The following is an 18,746-nucleotide window of genomic DNA, read 5'->3' as shown; positions in this document are numbered from 1 at the left end:
CACCGCCCCCCCCCGAGAACTCCACCTAAGCCTTCGTCGGCAGCGTCAGATGTGTATAAGAGACAGAGCCAAGTCATTGCTTTATCTACAGGATCATCTAATAGTCAAAAAAGATTGCATCCAGCTGATTTATTGCAGCTCAAAGTACCTATTCCAGATTTGAAAAAGCAAGAAGAATTTGTAAAAACGATAAATTGTTTTAATGAAAGTATTCATCAGATTAATCAAAAGATCAGAAAACTTGAAGCACTAAGAGCATTCTTATTAAAAAATACATTCATTTGATAAGCTGAGGGTAACTCAGCTTATTTTGATGTTAGAATATATTTCGTTACTTTTTTAAGGAGTAGAAATATGAAGCAGGCTCAAAAAATATTAAGAGAAACCTTTGGATATCAAGACTTCAGACCAGGACAAGAGAAAGTTATATCACTAACTTTAAGTCATGAGAATGTTTTAGCTGTAATGCCAACAGGTGGCGGCAAATCGTTATGTTATCAAATCCCAGCCTTAATGAATCCAGGAGTTACATTGGTGATTTCACCACTTATTTCGCTAATGAAAGATCAAATCGATTCGTTACGACAAAACGGAATTGCTGGGGCCGCTTTGAATTCAACTACCCCTCAAGAAGAGGTTAATCCTATTTTGCGTCAAGCTTATGAAGGTAAAATTAAACTCTTATATTTAACGCCCGAACGGCTTGCTATGGATTATTTTCGCTATCAGTTAAATTTTCTAAATATCAGTCTGGTAGCCATTGATGAAGCTCACTGTATTTCTCAGTGGGGGCATGATTTTAGGCCGGCTTATCGTCAACTGCTTGATGGAATTAAGGTTTTAAAAAGTAAGCCTAATATTTTGGCACTAACTGCTACAGCAACTCCAGCAGTTCAAAAAGATATTGCTGATCAATTAAATATTCCAAAAAAGAATTTCGTAATCACCTCTTTTGCTCGTCCAAATCTTAAATTTAAAGTTTTGAATTCTATTAAGAATACCAATCCTTATATCTTACAGTATATTAAGGCCCATCCAACTCAAGCAGGGATTATCTATACTAATACTCGTAAAAAAGTTGAAGAAATAAATGATTATTTACTTCGATATGGCATTAAGTCAGGTCCTTACCATGCTGGAATGAGTAATTCTCAAAGAGAAAAAATTCAAGATGATTTCTTATTTGATCGTCTGCAAGTTATTGTGGCAACTAATGCGTTTGGAATGGGGATCGATAAAAGCAATGTACGTTTTGTTATTCATGCAAATTCTGCAAAAAATATTGAATCATATTATCAAGAAGCGGGACGAGCAGGTCGAGACGGAGATGAATGTGAGGCAATATTAATCTTTCATCCAGCAGATATGCGTCAATATCGCTGGTTTATCGATGAATCCGATGCAGATGAAACCTATCGAAATTTACAATACAAGAAATTACAGGCTATTAACGATTATGCTAACACCGATCAATGTTTGCAGCAGTTTATTGTCAGATATTTTGGACAAGACTGCCCTGCTTGCGGAAAATGTTCTAATTGCTTGAATGAAGATGAGAAAGAAGATATCACTAGCGACGTTAAGAAGATAATCTCAATAGTTTATGAATTAGATGGTCGTTTTGGTAAAAGTGTCGTGGCACAAGCTGTTAGTGGTTCTCGTAATCAAAGAATGCAAGATATTGGTGCTAATGAGCTCGATCATTTCGGTAGTCTAAAGAAATCTCAAAAAACAATCTCTAGTATTATTGATTATTTACTAGCAACGAATTTTCTAGAAAGTGTCGGGGACCAATATCCAGTTATTCATGTGACAAACAGGGGTTGGGATGTTTTAGATGACAAAGTTAAAGTATTCAAGAAAAAGATTAAGAAACCACATTTGACAAATAAATATGTTAAAAATAGCGATCTTTTTGAACAGTTACGTCTTAAGCGTCTGGAGTTGGCAAATAGTCAAGGGGTTCCGGCATTTATGATTTTAAATGATAAAACTTTAAGAGAAATTGCTTCTAATAAGCCCAAGACGAAGGACGAATTGTTAGAAATCAGCGGAATTGGACGAGAAAAGATGAGAAGGTACGGGAAATATATCTTACAAATTGTGGCACAAAATAATTCTAAAAATTAGTTTCTTAAATAACACCTTTCTACTAGGACTGGCAGCTATATGATGATATAATTTCCTTTATCAAAATATATAAAATAATGCATATTATAGAAAGGAGATAATGGTGAGAAAACCAACTGAAGGTTTAAAAGACAAGATTAAGGAAACGATCTATCGAATTTATAAAAAAGATGGCCGTAAAAAAGTCACTATCCGTGGAGTGGCGATAAAGTGCAATTGCAGTCCAGTCCCGGTTTATCACGCTTTCAAAACACGCGAAGACATGTTTGACTTTTGTTTGGAACAATCTTTAACTAACTTATTGGATTTGGCGAGTCAAGAAAAAACTAAGAGTTTAATTCTAGATATTGATCTAGCACTCTTAAAACTGGTTACAAGAAATACTGGCCTTAAAGAAGAGTTTAGTATCAAAGAAAATAAAATAAACGTTGAAAATAAGCTATACCGAATTACTTGTGAGTTTTTAAAATCTCATGGTAAAGAGATCACTCCTCGTCTGGAAAGCGAGATTCATGGAAATATTTACTTTATCTATAATTTTATCTCTTTACTTCATCCTAACTTTTTGAAAGATGATATTTTTATAGATTTTGAAAAAGTTTTCTTAAACTTACACACTCAAATTGAGATTAATGCAGCTAATCAAGTTGAATTATATGATAATTAAAAAGCACCGAATCAAATTTCAGTGCTTTTTTGCTTGTCTCATCATTTTTAAAACTTTTTTTGCACATTGGCTAACATTGAGTGATTTGGCATATTGTTGGTATTTTTCACTCATTTTCTTTAATTGAGTGGGATGCTCGTACCAGTATTCGATGCGTTGTGCTAATTGTTGATAATTGCCCGCCTCAAATTTATTTTGAGGACTCAAGCTATATGCACTTGTAGAAGAAAGCCGACTATCTGCAATAATTGGGACACATCCTGAAGCAAAAGCTTCCATGCAAGACATTCCTTCAATTTCAACATTTGCGCAGTGAACAACTACTTCGCTAGTAGCTTCTAATTTAAGCAATTCATTGGGTGGATAATAACGCATAATTGGTTTGTTTGGGAGATTTTTTGCTAGCTCTTCATATTTTTGCTTTAAAGGACCTTGTCCAGCGAAAATTAGATTGATATTTTTTGCATATTTGCAAATTTCCATTGCTCTAAACAAAGTAACTTGATCCTTTTCATGAGAAAATCTGCCAATACAAAGAATCGTAAACTTATGATCAGGTAAATATTCATGCTTATTCTCAATAAATTTCTGCGAAATTCCATTGGATATAACTCTTAATTGTTGAGGAAAGTGATACTTTTCTAAAACAGATTTAACTTTAGCTGTTGGACATTGAATGATTGCACAGTTTCGATAAGAAACCTTCTTGAAAAACTGCATTATTAATTTGTTGATCCACTTTTTATTTAGAACTGGGACTGAGGCGGTCATATTTTGAGGGTATATATGACAAGTGCCAGTGATAGTTTTACCCAATTTTTTGGCGTAATGCTGAGCTTGCCAGCCAATTGGAAAAGGGGTGTCCAAGTGAACATAATCAGCCCATTTAACAGCTTTCAAAGTTATTTTCTTATCTGGAAATGCAAAGTGGAAACCTTGTTTAGCAATTAGATTGGCAAAAAATGGAATTTTCATTTCTTGAAGACTGTAATCGACATCACCAATTGCCAAGACGCGTACTTGACAACCTAATTTTTTAAATTCTTTGACAAATCTCTGTGTCGAAATTGACATGCCATTACTATTGTTATAATAATCGTCAATTACAATTAAAATTTTCATCTTTTGCCTCCTTCACTATAATTTTACCAAAGGTATAGAGCAAAACTAAATAATTGATTGCTTTAGTTTGATTACTTAAAATATTAAGTGAAAGTCCCATGTGATAATAAGAGAAAGAAGTATTTGTGATGGAAATTATAATTTGGTTGGACTATGCATGTCCATATTGCTACGTTGACTTTACACGTCTACAGAAAGTTATAAAGAGTTTGTCTTTAGATAAAAAAATATATCTTAATATACATGCAGCTCAAATCGATCCTTCAGCTCCAAAAAAGGCAAGTAAAACAACTGGAGAATTATTAGCTGCTAAAGATGGCTTAACTAAAAAAGAAGTATTACAAAGATTTGAAGGGATAAAAGAATTAGGGCAAAGAGCTGGTTTAGATATAAGGTATCAAGATACCAAAAATACTGATACGATGGATGCTCATCGTTTAGTGCAATGGGTTTTACACGAATTAAAAGATGAAGACAGGGCAGTCCAATTAGCTAATTTGTTATTTAAGACTTATTTTAGTGAAAATAAAGAATTAGCTGATCATGAAGTATTAATTGATCGTGCTTACCAAGTGGGAATTAATAAAGATAAGGCTCATAAGATGCTAGATAGTGATGAATATCGTGATCTAGTCATTGAACAAGAAGATATCTTAGAAGATCGTGATATCGATTCGGTTCCATATATGCTCATTGATAATCGCGCTTATAGTGGCATTCAAGATGAGGATGTTCTCAAACAAGCAATTAATGCTGCTTTTTATGCATCAGCTAAATAATTGTTCTTAAATAGTTTATACTTAAGATAAAAAGTGTAAACTAAGGAAGAATTTATGGAAAAAGAAGATCAATTTACAAAGTGGGCATTAGAAATACAAAGTATTGCTCAAGCAGGACTTCATTATGGCCATGATATCTTTGATAAAGAGCGATATCAGCGTTTGCGCGAAATTGCCGGTGAGATGATGCAGGCAGATACGGGGTTACCGAAGCAAACTATTAAAACCTTATTTTTAGGAGATGAAGGTTATCAAACGCCTAAGTTGGATACACGAGCTGCTATTTTTAAGGATAATAAGATTTTAATGGTGAAAGAACATATGAGCCAAGATTGGTCGCTTCCAGGAGGCTGGAATGAGTATAATCTTTCACCTGTAGAAAATTGTATTAAAGAAGCGTATGAAGAATCAGGCCGACGCGTTAAGCCGGTTTTGTTAATTGCCCTGCAAGATAGAAATAAGCACAATCAACCTAAAATTGCTACGAAAATTATCAAAGCATTCTTTTTGTGTAAAGAATTAGGTGGTAATTTCCAAGTAAATGACGAAACTGATGATTGTCGCTATTTTGGCTTAGATAATCTACCCAAGTTATCGATAGGTCGTAATAGCTATGAGCAAATTGAAATGTGCTTTAAAGCAAATCAAGACCCAGAGCATTGGAAAACAATTTATGATTAGCAATAGATGTTGAGAAAAACTCAATGTCTATTTTTTTGTTTAAAAATATACTTGTTAGTGTAAACTTGTTTTTAGAGATTGAAAGAAAATGGAGAGGAAGTAATGAAAAATATAGTTGTCAAAGTTGTAATGTGGATCTTATTTTGGTGGTATTTGATTCCATATTATCTATTTAAAAAATATGTTTTCCGCAAAGCTAATAGCACATTGTATTCAGCATTATCAACCATTACAGTTTTATTTGTCCTATTATTTACTTTAGCGATCAATACTCCGACCGATACGACGAGTAAAAAAGAAGATAGTGTGACGACTCATGTAGTAACTAAAAAAGTTGGTAGTGAAAAGCTTAAGAAAAGTAAGGCTAAGCAGAAGATTTTAGCTGCTCAAAAGTCTGAAAAGCAAAAAGAATATAATAAGCTCAAAGATGAGCTCGAGGATAAAAAGCAGGAACAAGAAGATAAGCAAGAAAAACAAAGACAGCAAGCAGCTCAAAAGCAAGAACAAGAAAAAGCAGCTCAAAAGCAAGCTGCTAAACAAAAAGAAGCTGAAAAAAGAGCTCAAGCCCAAAGTCATCAGGCACCGAAAAATAATGGTGATTTAAATACGGCTTCGACTGGAACAATTGTTGGTAATTCGCGTTCTCATATTTATCATGTACCAGGGCAAGCTGGCTATCGAATGAATTCAGCGAATGCTGTGTACTTTAACAGTGAACAAGAAGCAATCAATGCAGGTTACAGAAAGGCCAAGAGATAATGAAGAAGCAAGTTTTAGCTATTTTAGCAACTAGCTTGATGTTGGGTGTGAGCATCGGGGCTGGTGTGAGCGTTAATCAAGATTTTGCTAGTGCCAAGACAAAAGTTGTTACAAAATACAAATATGATCGTAGTGATGAACTAAAAGCAGAAAAAATAGATAAAGAGAATGTCGCTACTGAAAAGAAGATCCGCTCTTTAGATAAAAAGATCAAAAAACTTCGTCAGCAGTTAGAGAAATATTCTAAAGCTACGAGTGTTGAATCAGTAAGTGCTCAAAAATTAGCTGCTCTGAATTATTCAGGTCAAGATATTATCAGTGTTAACAACAATAATCCGTCTTTTACAAAAGCAGACCTGTCAACAAAAAACGGGGCTTGGGAAAAGTATTCTGATTTAGATAATTTAAATCGAGCTCAAAGTGCAAATGCACTACTTAATAAGTCCATGATGCCAAGAACTAAGCGTGAAGCTTTAAAGGTAAATCCAACTGGTTGGCATAATAAACGTATTGCTGGCGGCTGGCTATATAACCGTAGTCACTTAATTGGCTATCAACTTACAGGTCAAAATAATAACTGGAAAAATTTGATTACTGGAACACGTCAATTGAATGATCCGAATATGTTGAGATATGAGGATCAAGTTGCTCAATATTTGAAACAGTCGCCAAGTAATTATGTTAGATATCGAGTTACACCGATCTTTAGAGGTAACGAATTATTAGCTCGTGGTGTGCAGATGGAAGGACAATCAATTTCTTCTAATGAGATACATTTTAATGTTTATATTTTCAATGTGGAAAATGGAATGAATTTGAATTACGCCGACGGAACAAGTAAAGCAGCTTAAAAAGTTTTGTAAGTTTAAAAGCTTGCAAAACTTTTTTATTTTGAAAATAAAGTGAAATTTGAATTTAAGTTAAATTGACTTTCTTAATAAAGATTTATAAACTTAATTAATAATCAAATGGAGGGATACAGATGAGACATTATTTTAACGTTCGTGGTGGTGCAGGCGATTTGACCAAGCCTGATGTAAACACTCGTATTCAAGATAACTTATATTTAGCGGTTAACTCAGAATGGCTTTCTAAAGCAGAAATTCCAGCAGATCGGACTTCAACTGGGATAAATTTAATCTTAGATATGAAAATTGAAGACCGTATGATGAAGGACTTTGCTGATTTTGCAAGTGGTAAAAAGCAAGTACCTGACGTAAAGAATTTACAAAAAGCTATTAATCTTTATAAATTAGCCATCGATTTTGATAAACGTAATAACGATGGAGCTAAGCCAATTCAAAAAGATTTGAAAAAATTAGCATCGTTAAATAACTTTGCTGATCTAAACAAGCAAGCTGCATCTTTAGTTAAGGAAGGGTTTGATTTTCCAATTGATGTATTTGTCTCAGAAGATATGAAAGATACATCACATTATTCACTCTATCTCAATGGACCCGGTACATTTTTGCCTGATACAACTGCTTATCAAACTCCAGATGCAGAAAAATTGTTGAAGACATTGTCTGCGCAATCCGTTAACTTATTTGAAATGGCTGGGGTGGATCATGGTCAAGCACAGAAATGGACAGATGATGCCGTGGCATTTGATAAGAAATTGGCAAAAGTCGTTAAATCAGCAGAAGAATGGGCTGATTTTGCCGGTATGTACAATCCAACCAGCTTGAAGAATTTTGAAGCTAAATTTGATCAGTTCGATATCGAAGGATTCTTAGATCAATTATTTGAAAAATTGCCTGAAAATGTTGTAATGGCAGAAACTCGCTACTTTGACAAGATTAACGAAGTTTTGAATTCAGATAACTTTGACGAAATCAAAGGCTGGATGTTAGTCAAGTTTATTAATTCTGCAGCCATTTACTTATCTCAAGATTTTAGAAGAGCAGCATTTCCATTTAGACAAGCTGTGTATGGTGTTGCTGAAATGCCATCACAAGAAAAGCATGCCTATCGTTTAGCTAATACCGCTTTTGATGAAGTTGACGGAATTTATTATGGTCAAACTTATTTTGGTGCTGATGCGAAAGCTGATGTCATTAGCATGATTAAAAACATGCTCAAGGTTTACGAAGAAAGAATTCAAAACAATACTTGGCTTTCTGAGGATACGAAAAAGCAAGCTATTGTGAAACTCAAAGCTTTGAAGTTAAAAGTAGGATATCCTGATCAGCAACAAGCTATTTTTGATCGTTTACAAGTTGATAGTTCTAAGAGTTTGTATGAAAATGAAGCAAAAATTGCTCAAGAAAAAGTTAAATACAACTTTGAAAAACTTGGTAAGCCAGTTGATTCTAGTATTTGGGCAATGCCAGGTAATTTGAACAATGCTTGTTATGATCCACAAAACAATGACTTAACTTTCCCTGCTGGTATTTTACAAGCACCATTTTATGATGCAAAGCAATCTCGCGGTGCTAACTACGGCGGTATAGGTGCTACTATTGGACATGAAGTTTCTCATGCCTTTGATAACAATGGTGCTCAATTTGATGAAAAGGGTAATTTGAAAAATTGGTGGACAAAAGCAGACTATGCTGAATTTAATAAGCGTACTAATGCTGTGGCTGCTATTTTTGACGGCTTGCAGTATGGACCTGCTAAGCTCAATGGTAAGCAAGTTGTTTCTGAAAATATTGCTGACCTTTCAGGGTTAAGTTGTGCAATTGCCGCAAATAAATTAGATGGTGGCGATATGCAAGACCTGTTTAAGACTTATGCTAAGAGCTGGATGCAAAAGCAGCGTCCAGAAGCAATTACTGCTGAAGTTCAGTCAGATGTTCATGCTCCGCAGCCAACTCGAGTTAATATCCCTTCACAATGTCAGGATGCCTTTTATGAGGCTTTTGATGTTAAAGAAACAGACGGAATGTGGCTTGATCCAAAAGATAGAATTACAATTTGGTAGAAATGACGCCAGGATATGATGTCCTGGCGTTTTTATGTATATCAAAACAGTGAATTTTTTTGGAAACTTCACTGTTTTATAAAATATTAAGCTTGAGCACTAATATTAGCTGCTTTCTTTGCAACTCTTTCAGCTATCTTAATAAATGGAATGTAGAAGAGAGTTGTAATAGCAATGATAATAATTTGAAGTAATACTACTTTCCAGTCACCACCACTAGCTAAAAAGCCAGAGATCACTGGAGGAGTGGTCCAAGGTAAGTAGACGCTCAATGGTCTTACAAAGCCAATTGCTGTTGCATAGTAGCCAATTAAACCACCAATAACTGGGCTGAATACAAATGGAATCATCAGTGGAATGTTGAAGACGATTGGAAAACCGAAGATGATAGGTTCATTAATTTCAAAAATTCCAGGTACTAATGATAGGTTGACCACTTTTCTAAATGGAGAATAATGAGAAGCAATTAATACGGCTAAGATCAATGAGATAGTTAATCCACTTCCTCCCATTTGAGTATAAACAGTAACGAAGTCAGAGTTAATGATATGGGTAGGAATTTTACCATGAGAAACGGCTGCCATGTTCTCATTCATATTGATCAAGTTTAATGGGTCAAGTAAAGTACCATTAATAACAGTTTGGTGAATACCTAAAGTAAATAGGAAGTTACCAGTTGAATAAATAAGTAAGAAACCAGCTAGTGAAGTGTTAACTCGTCTAAGTGGTTCTTGGATAATCTCAGAAATGAGAGTAATTAAATCGGTGTTGAATACAGAACTTAAAATAGCTGCGACAATACCGAAAACTGTAACAACAAGAATACTTGGAATTAAAACAGTAAAACTTTTACCGACAGCTGGTGGAACCATAGGCCCAAGGTTAATCTTAAAAGCTTTAACTTTACTCAGTCTCATGAAAAGTTCAGTTGAAAGTAGCCCAACAATAATACCACCAAACATACTCTTAGTACCAATGCTGTCGTATAAAACTGCATTGGTGATTTCAACAGCAGTTTTTGAATCAATTGGAGTTGCCTTCACGTTAATTGCAAGTAATGCAAATAATGAAGCTAGTGCGATTGGAATAGTACCAATTGGATTATCAAATCCTTTGTTCTTAGCTAAAAAGTAGGCAACCATTGCCACGATTAACACACTGGCAATATTCAAGGTACCATTTGTTACAGCTGTACCAAATACTTGCCATTTTGCCAAGGTCGCACCTTTAAAGAAAAATGGAAAGATCAAATTATTAATCAAAACTGCAAATCCTGCTAGGATGAAGACTGGCATGATGGTTGAGAAGGCATCACGTAATGAACGTAAGTGAACTTCATTACCAATTTTTACCGAGATTTCTGTAAATTTATCTGTGAATTTTCTAAATCCGCTTTTAGGAACATTTTCTTGATTGTCCATATTTCACAACTCCTCTCATAACTCTTGACCGTTTGAATGAATGACTTGCTTCAGCCATTCGTAACTCTTTTTTGGAATGCGTTTCATATCCCTTAAATCATGATTTGTGCGGTTAACGTAAACTACGCCATAACGTTTATTCATATCACCGGAAGAACTCAAAATATCAATTAAGCCCCATCCGAGATAGCCGAGTACGTCAATTCCATCTTCGTCTATGGCTTCTTCCATTGCTTGAATATGAGCGCGCATATATTTAATTCTTTCGTTATCTTGAATAATATGCTTACCATCCCAATTTTCACGAAGACCAATTCCGTTTTCGATAGGAAAGACTGGAATATGATATCTGAGATAGATCTTAGTTAACGCATCCCTAAATCCTTCAGGATCAATTGCCCAATGCCATTCATTTTCTCTTAGATATGGATTGTGCAAATGGCCATAATTCATGTAGTAGTTAGGTATACAACCAACTGGAATTTTTGTTGAATCTAGGCAAGAGCTTTGATAGTAAGAAAAGGCAAGAAAGTCACTACGACAAGCATTGATTTGCTGCATTTCTTCATCAGCAATTTCAACATTGATATGATTATATTTGCGATAGTGCAAGACTTCAGCAGAATATTGGCCATAAGCAAAAACATCTAATAAATTGTTATCAATGAATTCTTCATACTTATGTGTAAGTAAGATATCGCTAGGTTTGCAAGTTGCTGGATAAACTTCGCTGTATGCCAACATGCCGCCAATTTTACAATCTGTAGTGTTATGGATGTAGTTTGCAATTGCTGCATGACAGTACATAATGTTATGTGCGATTTGATATAAATCTTTTACTGAATGACGATCACTCATAACTCCAGCAATTCGGAATGTGTCAGGTTGAGAATATAAATTTTGCTCGTTAAAAGTAATCCAATATTTTACTCGGTCTTTAAAATGATCAACTATTACTTTGCCATATCGAATGAAGGCTTCGGCAGTATCTTTGCTCAAAAAGCCATCATATTTTTCTGCTAGATGAAGTGGCATGTCGAAGTGATAGAGACAAATCATTGGCTGAATGTTTCTCTTTAAGCATCCCTCAACTAATTTGTCATAAAATGCCAGTCCTTCTTTATTAATTTCACCATCGCCATCTTTGATTACTCGAGACCATGAAACAGAGAACCTGTACATTGTCATGCCTAGATCTTGCATTAAGTCTAAGTCTTCATCAAAATGATGATAATTGTCGTTGGCAAAATGCCAATCACTTACTTTATCTGTAGCTGGACGAATATCGTAAACTGATTTGCTTTTGCCTCCTTCGTTATAACCACCTTCAGTTTGCATACTTGAAACTGAATTTCCCCAGTAAAAGTGTTCCATTTGAAAAACCCCCTCCAAAATTGAAACCGCTTTCTATTTACATATATAATTATAGAAAATGATAATTTTTAATGAAATAGGTGGTATCCTATATGTAAAGAAATAAGTTTACAGGTTGGGTTAGTCAACATGACGAAGTATATTCAAATTGCAAATGATATTGAGCGTAAGATTATTAGAAAAGAGTATGTTAATAGGTTGCCAACGGAACAGAAACTAGCCAATGAATACAATACAAGTAGGGTTGTAATTTCAAAGGCTCTTAAATGGCTGGCAGCCAAAAACACAGTGGAAACTGTTGTAGGTTCTGGTACTTTTGTCAAAGAAAGAAAGGTTTTCCAACCCAAGATTCAAGAAATACCTGCCAACTTGCACGATGGTTTTTACCATTCAATGCAGGGAAAGGGTGAGGGAACAATACATAGTCATATTGTTTCATTTTCAATAAGAACTGCAGACGAAGAAGAAATAAAAAAATTACATTTAAAACCGGAATCGAAGGTATATGATATTATTCGACAACGCTTGGTTGAAAATCATCCTCGGAAATTAGAGTATACAATAATGCCCATTGAAATCATTCCAGGAATAACGAAAGATGTACTTCATAAGTCAATTTATTCATATATTCAAAATGAATTAGGCTTAGAAATAGGAAAAGCGAATAGAGTTATCAGTGCTGATAAAGCAGATGCGTATGATCAAGACTATTTAGATTGTAAGCCTGATGATGCAGTATTATCAGTTCATCAAATAGCTTTTTTAAAAGATGGTCGTCCGTTTGAAATTTCAGAAACACGTGATCGATATGATCGAGCAGAGTATATTTTGTTTCAAGTAAAAAACTAAGGAGTTAAATACTATGGCAATTGAATGGATCAACTACAAAGAAAATGGGGAACTGAATTATAAATTACCGTTTAGTCCTGATCATGTTAAGCAATTTGTTGGACAAAAGACGCGTGTCACTTTGAAAGATAATAGCCAAAAAGTGGGGTTTGCTTCTAGTAATTTTGTCAATAATACCTTAGTATTGTGGACTTTTGTCAACCTTGATGAAAATACACATCAGCTTACTGGTAGCGATCGCCTCAAGCAAGATTACGTGAAAATCCCGCTATCTGAAATAACCAAAATTGAAACTATCTTAAATAGCAATCCTCGTAGTGGAATGCAGCTGACTAATAAATTTAAGGTAAGGGATAAAGAATTATAGAAAGAAGAGAGCAATATGCCGAGTTTTGTTTATGGAAAAGATTTAGCAAATCAAGTTCAAGCGACAGCTATAGTAAGAAATAAGCAGCCATTTAGTGATTGGCAAGTAAATAAATTTCAAATAGGTAAGAAGAATTATTATCTTTTTGTCGAAAATAGTTCATTTCTTACTGTTGTAACTGATAAGTTAGATGAAAATGTGTTTTATGCAGTTTTGGAAAGTATTTTATCTGAATTAGGTTATATAACTGTTTATCAACAAACAGCAATTTTAGATTCACTTAAAAAGCAAAAGTTTTCTTTTGTAAGAAATGATAAGTCAGTAAATGAAATTGCTGATACAAATTTAGCTGTTTTGAAAGATGCCGCTTCTGATTTAGAAGTTGAATTTGAATCAATGCCTATTCAAAATAAAGACGATAAAAACTTGTTATTCTCTTTAATGCTCATGGAGCAGATGGATAGCGAACCGTTTTTTGTGACCCATATTGCACTCAGAGCAAATCGATTCTTCCCAGTTAAAACTCATCGACCAAAAAAAGGTGTTAAGTATTGGAACATAGAAGCTGATTTTGAAAGCTTAGATACTTGGAAAGAATATGCTGGTAAGTCTGTTAGCGAAAATAAATCTGTTGTAAAAGAGATTAAAAGAAACAACATGAAATTATTGACTCAGTATTTAGACAATACTAACCTGCCTTTTAATTTTCATAAGAAAGAAATCAAGAAGCAACTCAAGCAATATCTAAATGAGTATCTACTATTTGATCAGATAAGTTTCGCCAATTCTAACCTAGGTGATTTAAATTATTATGTGTGGATGTTTACCAAGTCCCTTGATTTAGAAGGCTTTGACATGATCATATTATTGTTTGAAGATTTTTATGAATTTTTGATGCATACAGGGATGATTACTCAAGCAGATTTTCAAAAGATAAAGAGGATGATGTTGCGTCTGCAGCTCCGTCAAGAAGATGAGGTCGAAGATGCCGATGATGAATTAGCTGAATTTGACGCAGAAGATACGGATGCTAAAATAAGTGCTCTAATTGATAAGGTTTACCAGCATCCAGACGAATATCGTGAAATGTTAGATAAAAATTTATTACCTGAAGACATCGCTGATGTCATCAGAATTATTTTGGATGAGTATGAATAACTCTATATAAAAGATTGTTTTCGTAGGGGAGCAATCTTTTTATTTGAGCAGATTTTGAAGGATGGTATTAAACCTTTTGAGCCTATGATTTAGCCGCAGGCTTTGGATTTTGGTAAGATCAAACGTTTTGAGTTTATCCAAATTTTTAAGCATGTTATCGATTGTTTTGTTTGTATTCTTATCGGAAAACTTACGACTCAAGTTTTTGTGGTACCCCTTAGGTAAAGGCTTGATAATTCTAATGATGGAAGTATTTAATTGCAAAATTTGCTTGACGACTTGTTTATTGAGATAATCGTCTTTTTTGATTTGGCTGATTTTATTTAAATTACTAGTTGCTTGAGTAAATTGGTTCATTGCTTGAATCTCATAATTGGTTACGGGCTGCGTTAATAGTTTCTTGAAGTTTCGCAAATCTTCTTTTTGAGGCTGCGCCATTTCCAAGCTAATCATGCCATATAAATTTAAAAAGGTATCGTTTTTAATAGGTTCGCCTTGTTCCTTGATGCGATTGATTTGGAAAGGAATAATTTGAGTGTTATCTCCAGAATTTTCATATTTTTCTTGTTTTCGATAAGCGCCTGCGAGCATGTCAGCAATTTGAATACCTAAAGCTTTTTTACTATCGCAGATGTTATAAGAAAAGCTGACCTTATCTCTTTCACCAAGCTCGTCTAATATTTTGTTTAAAACTTTAAAAGTAAAATACTGGTTATCTAGTTGTTTGTTCAGGTTTGTTTCATCGATATTAATATGCAGCTTTAAATCAACATCTGGATTTTGTTTGCGCAAATCTTGGATGATGACTTTGAGAGGGTAGATATAAGATTGCAGAATTAAGGCTTGCTGAATTAATTGTGCATTGGCGTTAGACTTATTGCTTATGTAAGCAGGTCTTTGATAGATATAAGCTTGAGCGAGGTAGGGTTTGACAATTTCGAGAGCTTTTTTATTAACGGTATCGGAAACATTCGAGCTCTTGAGTTCTTTTTGGCTTTTGGAGTGATACATTTTTTGAAAATAGCGTTCGTTTAATTCATCTATACAAAAAGTGGGCAAGACAACAAAGGCAGTATAAAAGTTCTTTGCCTGCATCATACGATTATTTTCGTATGAATAAGAGATGGTCTCATCGATAAAAATATGGTATTGCTTTGTATGGCTGTGGCGTTTGAATAGTTTTAAAAATGGCATTTTTCTTCTCCAAGTAAATATTATGATTAGATTATAGCAAACTTATGTTCTAAAAGAAAGCGAACAAAGTGAAAAAAATTATTTTATAATATCTTTATCAAAGCTGGAGGAGTTAAAAATGCTATATAAACAAATTGAGCAAAACAAACGCAACTCTCGGATAATTATGGGATTATTCACGGTACTACTGCTGGTTTTGAGTGTGTTTTTGGGGATGTGTTTTACTTATTATGCAGGAATTATTTTCTTCATAATAGGAATAATTTACTTGGTCTATGTCTATTTTGATGCCACCAGACATTTGATGAAGGTGACTGGTGCACAAAAAGTGACTAAGGAGTCTAACCCAAGAATCTATGAATTAGTAGAAGAATTGTGCTTAGCCGGCGGCTTGCCGATGCCTGCGATTTATATCACGCCTGATCGCGACCCCAATGCATTTGCTACAGGAAGAGACCCTGAGCATGCCAGTTTGGCAATAACGCAGGGACTTTTAGAAATTATGAATGAAAAAGAAGTTCAAGGCGTTATTGGCCACGAACTGGCTCACATTAGAAATTACGACACACGAATGACGGTGATTGCCAGTGCGATGGTTAACCTGATTTTTTACACAGGAGTTGGGATTTTACTTGTAGGCTGGGCAATTGTAGATCAAAAGGGTAAAGGCTGGCTTGATTTGATAATCAAATTTTTCGGCTTACTGCTGATCATGATTGGTGCAGCAATCAGTATTGTTGGGATACCTTTGGCAAAATTATTAATGCTTTTGATGTCGCGTCAGCGTGAATATTTGGCTGATGTGGGATCGGTTGATTTGACGCGTGAACCAAGCGGTCTAATAAGTGCTTTGGCTAAACTTGAAAAGTTAGAAGAAACGGGTCAGATTGATGATACTGATAGTAACAATATGATGTTAAATAATCTGTACTTTAATTTTCCATCAGCTAAGAACTGGTATAGTCGCCTGTTTTGTGACCATCCACCACTAGATAAGAGAATCGAGCGCTTGAAAGATAGCGATAAGATTGGATAAGAAAAACCACCTTGTAGATCGTTTGTGATTGACAAGGTGGTATTTTTGTTTCGATTAATAATCTGTATCATCGCTGGCTGGATCCGGATCAAATGAATCATTAGCTACTTGGTGTTCAATTTGTTTTTCTTTTTCAGTAGGTGAGCCATCTGGATTCATTAAGCCGTTACGTTTGGCCCAGTCAATTTGTCCTTGTACCCAGGCATCAGGAGTTCCATCGGGGTTAGCGCCAGCAGCATGATCTTGGCCAGGGAGAAGAGGTGCACCATTTGGATCATACCCACGTTGCATATTAATTTCTCCTTGAGTCAATTGACGATGGGGGGCACTGCTTGATTGCTGAGATTGATTATTTGTATTTTGCGTTTGAGCAGAGTTATTAGGTTGACTTTGCTTCTGCGGAGCAGCTTTTTTCTGATCAACTGTAGTTTTCTTTTTGATAACTTTCTTTTTGTGAGATTTGGTCTTTTTCTTCGTGTCCCTTATTATCTTGGTGGATTTCGCTTGGCGTGAATGAGTAGTCTTTGTATTTTGATTGTTGCTGCAAGCTGTCAGACTAAGTGACAGTGCGATTAATAAAGATATAGTTGTAACTTTTTTCATAATTCCTCCAAATATAAGTTAATTATAGTATAAATGCACATAAATCTCTTCAATGATTCTGATACAGGTATTGAGTTGAAAAGGGGAGTCAACGATAATAGTAGTAAATGACCTAATTTTCAAGTTTTTTAGCAAAGCCAAGCATTAACGTGGTTAAGATTGCTATGTAATTATAAGACAGGCAGCATGCGTGGACTCATAAATAGGTACTCATACGTTTTTAGTGAATTGAAACCTCTTAATAATAGAAAAATTCAACGAAGTGAATATACTTTTTATTTATGAACTCAAACAATTGGGTGGACATGCAACTACACAAGAATTGAAAAGAGAAATAGTTTGCCTTTTAACTTTTCATTCAATAAACCGTACTTGATCTAAAGATGATTCAGAAGAAGTATTAGCTCAAGCAACCGAGGAGCAATGGATAAGTATCGCGCTGAATATTGGATCTTTATTACTACATCGACCCTTATACGAGATGCTATTCGTGCATCACGTGCTGGTATACGTGTTATTACACTGATTGATAGAGCTAAATTAGTTGACTTAGTGGCTAAGTATGAGTTGTATGTTACTCTTGTGATTATTAAGAGCTATAAGTTAGATGATTTCTTCAATGATAAGGACTAAATCATGATAAAAGAAGTATGTATAGAAAATTTCACTGATGTGCCTAAGCTCATTAAGCTTGGTGCGGACAGGTTTGAATTAAATAACGACTTGGCTGCCGGGGGACTAACTCCGTCTTTTGGCGTGATGAAAAAGACCATTGCTTATTCACACAAACACAATGTGCCTGTAATGGTGATGATTCGCCCTCGCGCAGGCGATTTTGTTTATTCCGATGACGAAATTCAAATGATGCAAGATGACATTCAAGTCGCTAGTTTGCTTGGCGCAGACGGCGTCGTGTTTGGATGTCTGACTAGCGAGAATCATTTGGATAAAGACGCAATGAGCAAGTTAATCATTCTAGCTAAGACTTTAACTTTGCCGGTTGTGATGCATATGGCTTTTGACGAAATCGCTGAAAACGAGTGGAGCAATACTATTGATTGGTTGAGCACACATGGAGTTACGCGAATTTTAACTCATGGCGGCCAACTGTCTGAGCCGATTCAGAAAACAATTCTAAACCTGAAAAAGATCATGCAGCTAGCTGAAGGCAAGATTGAAATTCTGCCCGGTGGCGGAATTAATGCAGCCAATGTGGATGAGATCGACGATGAGCTGCACAATGATCAATATCATGGAAGTAAGATAATTTATTAGATATTTTGGATCTTTCTTTGATTCATCTCCACAGCGATGCTGCTTTTTATGCTTGTGTTAAACAATAGAGTTAATTTTGATAGTTAAAAATAGACACTTTTCGAAGTGTCTATTTTTGTTTTGTCTATTAATCATACTTTTGTCCAAAATCTGGACAAATACCTAATTAAATTATGGAAGCGCTTCATTTAATATTGAACATGAAAGGGATGAAAGAAATGAAATTTAATCAGATTCTTGCCTTTTAACGTAAGATTTGGTATGCTACCAATTGAAAGAAGGTGGCATCGTGAATGCGGTAATTCTGGCCTGCAGGACCCTGGAAGCAGAACTCAATAGGGCGATTTCCAACACTTCATGTCCGTATCCTATCATCTGGCTGGAAGCCGGGGATCACAATGTACC

General features: G+C 35.0%; 18 protein-coding genes. 13 read left to right on the top strand and 5 right to left on the bottom strand.

What is annotated here, in order from left to right; all coding sequences use genetic code 11:
- Window positions 1-354: 354 nt before the first annotated feature.
- Together recQ and Q0Y70_RS06700 are read left to right on the top strand one after the other, a co-directional pair.
- On the top strand, window positions 355-2,130 hold the full coding sequence (gene recQ, locus Q0Y70_RS06705; RefSeq protein WP_297818651.1) for a DNA helicase RecQ: 1,776 nt from the start codon (window positions 355-357) through the stop codon (window positions 2,128-2,130).
- Between the two features lie 100 nt (window positions 2,131-2,230).
- A complete protein-coding gene (locus Q0Y70_RS06700; protein ID WP_297818648.1) occupies window positions 2,231-2,797 on the top strand; it encodes a TetR/AcrR family transcriptional regulator in 567 nt (188 codons plus the stop codon).
- Between the two features lie 18 nt (window positions 2,798-2,815).
- On the opposite strand, the gene Q0Y70_RS06695 is transcribed toward Q0Y70_RS06700, so the two are convergent.
- Window positions 2,816-3,919: a glycosyltransferase gene (locus Q0Y70_RS06695; RefSeq protein WP_297818645.1), complete on the bottom strand. Its 1,104-nt coding sequence runs from the start codon at window positions 3,917-3,919 to the stop codon at window positions 2,816-2,818.
- A 128-nt stretch (window positions 3,920-4,047) separates the two neighbouring features.
- Between Q0Y70_RS06695 and Q0Y70_RS06690 the strand changes: the two genes are divergently transcribed.
- From Q0Y70_RS06690 to Q0Y70_RS06670, 5 genes are all read left to right on the top strand, one after another.
- On the top strand, window positions 4,048-4,698 hold the full coding sequence (locus tag Q0Y70_RS06690; protein WP_297818642.1) for a DsbA family oxidoreductase: 651 nt from the start codon (window positions 4,048-4,050) through the stop codon (window positions 4,696-4,698).
- A gap of 54 nt (window positions 4,699-4,752) precedes the next feature.
- Window positions 4,753-5,379, top strand: coding sequence for an NUDIX hydrolase (locus tag Q0Y70_RS06685; protein WP_297818640.1), 627 nt, complete (start codon window positions 4,753-4,755; stop codon window positions 5,377-5,379).
- A 102-nt stretch (window positions 5,380-5,481) separates the two neighbouring features.
- Window positions 5,482-6,138: a DNA-entry nuclease gene (locus tag Q0Y70_RS06680; protein WP_297818638.1), complete on the top strand. Its 657-nt coding sequence runs from the start codon at window positions 5,482-5,484 to the stop codon at window positions 6,136-6,138.
- Window positions 6,138-6,989 carry a DNA/RNA non-specific endonuclease gene (locus Q0Y70_RS06675; RefSeq protein ID WP_297818636.1) on the top strand — a complete coding sequence of 284 codons (852 nt, stop codon included), beginning with the start codon at window positions 6,138-6,140 and terminating at the stop codon, window positions 6,987-6,989. Before Q0Y70_RS06680 ends, Q0Y70_RS06675 begins: the two co-directional genes overlap by 1 nt.
- Window positions 6,990-7,120: 131 nt before the next feature.
- Window positions 7,121-9,064, top strand: coding sequence for a M13 family metallopeptidase (locus Q0Y70_RS06670; RefSeq protein WP_297818634.1), 1,944 nt, complete (start codon window positions 7,121-7,123; stop codon window positions 9,062-9,064).
- An 86-nt stretch (window positions 9,065-9,150) separates the two neighbouring features.
- Here Q0Y70_RS06670 and Q0Y70_RS06665 read toward each other — a convergent pair whose 3' ends face one another.
- Entirely contained in the window at window positions 9,151-10,485 is a 1,335-nt protein-coding gene (locus tag Q0Y70_RS06665; RefSeq protein ID WP_297818632.1) for a PTS sugar transporter subunit IIC, read from the bottom strand.
- Window positions 10,486-10,500: 15 nt separating this feature from the next.
- Window positions 10,501-11,859, bottom strand: coding sequence for a glycoside hydrolase family 1 protein (locus Q0Y70_RS06660; protein WP_297818630.1), 1,359 nt, complete (start codon window positions 11,857-11,859; stop codon window positions 10,501-10,503).
- A gap of 129 nt (window positions 11,860-11,988) precedes the next feature.
- On the opposite strand from Q0Y70_RS06660, the gene Q0Y70_RS06655 reads away from it, so the two are divergent.
- The 3 genes from Q0Y70_RS06655 to Q0Y70_RS06645 are packed head-to-tail and all read left to right on the top strand — an operon-like array spanning window position 11,989 to window position 14,233.
- On the top strand, window positions 11,989-12,708 hold the full coding sequence (locus tag Q0Y70_RS06655; RefSeq protein WP_297818628.1) for a GntR family transcriptional regulator: 720 nt from the start codon (window positions 11,989-11,991) through the stop codon (window positions 12,706-12,708).
- A 13-nt stretch (window positions 12,709-12,721) separates the two neighbouring features.
- Window positions 12,722-13,075: a hypothetical protein gene (locus tag Q0Y70_RS06650; protein ID WP_297818626.1), complete on the top strand. Its 354-nt coding sequence runs from the start codon at window positions 12,722-12,724 to the stop codon at window positions 13,073-13,075.
- 15 nt (window positions 13,076-13,090) lie between these two features.
- A complete protein-coding gene (locus Q0Y70_RS06645; protein WP_297818624.1) occupies window positions 13,091-14,233 on the top strand; it encodes a hypothetical protein in 1,143 nt (380 codons plus the stop codon).
- A gap of 39 nt (window positions 14,234-14,272) precedes the next feature.
- Here Q0Y70_RS06645 and Q0Y70_RS06640 read toward each other — a convergent pair whose 3' ends face one another.
- On the bottom strand, window positions 14,273-15,427 hold the full coding sequence (locus tag Q0Y70_RS06640) for a DUF3800 domain-containing protein (RefSeq protein WP_297818622.1): 1,155 nt from the start codon (window positions 15,425-15,427) through the stop codon (window positions 14,273-14,275).
- 118 nt (window positions 15,428-15,545) lie between these two features.
- On the opposite strand from Q0Y70_RS06640, the gene Q0Y70_RS06635 reads away from it, so the two are divergent.
- Window positions 15,546-16,463: a M48 family metallopeptidase gene (locus Q0Y70_RS06635; protein ID WP_297818619.1), complete on the top strand. Its 918-nt coding sequence runs from the start codon at window positions 15,546-15,548 to the stop codon at window positions 16,461-16,463.
- A gap of 54 nt (window positions 16,464-16,517) precedes the next feature.
- Here Q0Y70_RS06635 and Q0Y70_RS06630 read toward each other — a convergent pair whose 3' ends face one another.
- Window positions 16,518-17,066, bottom strand: coding sequence for a hypothetical protein (locus Q0Y70_RS06630; RefSeq protein WP_297818616.1), 549 nt, complete (start codon window positions 17,064-17,066; stop codon window positions 16,518-16,520).
- Window positions 17,067-17,489: 423 nt separating this feature from the next.
- Between Q0Y70_RS06630 and Q0Y70_RS06625 the strand changes: the two genes are divergently transcribed.
- A complete protein-coding gene (locus Q0Y70_RS06625; protein WP_367270345.1) occupies window positions 17,490-17,699 on the top strand; it encodes a restriction endonuclease in 210 nt (69 codons plus the stop codon).
- A gap of 3 nt (window positions 17,700-17,702) precedes the next feature.
- Window positions 17,703-18,341: a copper homeostasis protein CutC gene (locus Q0Y70_RS06620; RefSeq protein WP_297818612.1), complete on the top strand. Its 639-nt coding sequence runs from the start codon at window positions 17,703-17,705 to the stop codon at window positions 18,339-18,341.
- Window positions 18,342-18,746 lie beyond the last annotated feature (405 nt).

The organism is uncultured Lactobacillus sp., assembly GCF_947367085.1.
Classification (GTDB): Bacteria; Bacillota; Bacilli; order Lactobacillales; family Lactobacillaceae; genus Lactobacillus.
The sequence above is the reverse complement of the archived record's forward strand: the minus strand, read 5'-3'. Positions and strand labels throughout refer to the sequence as shown.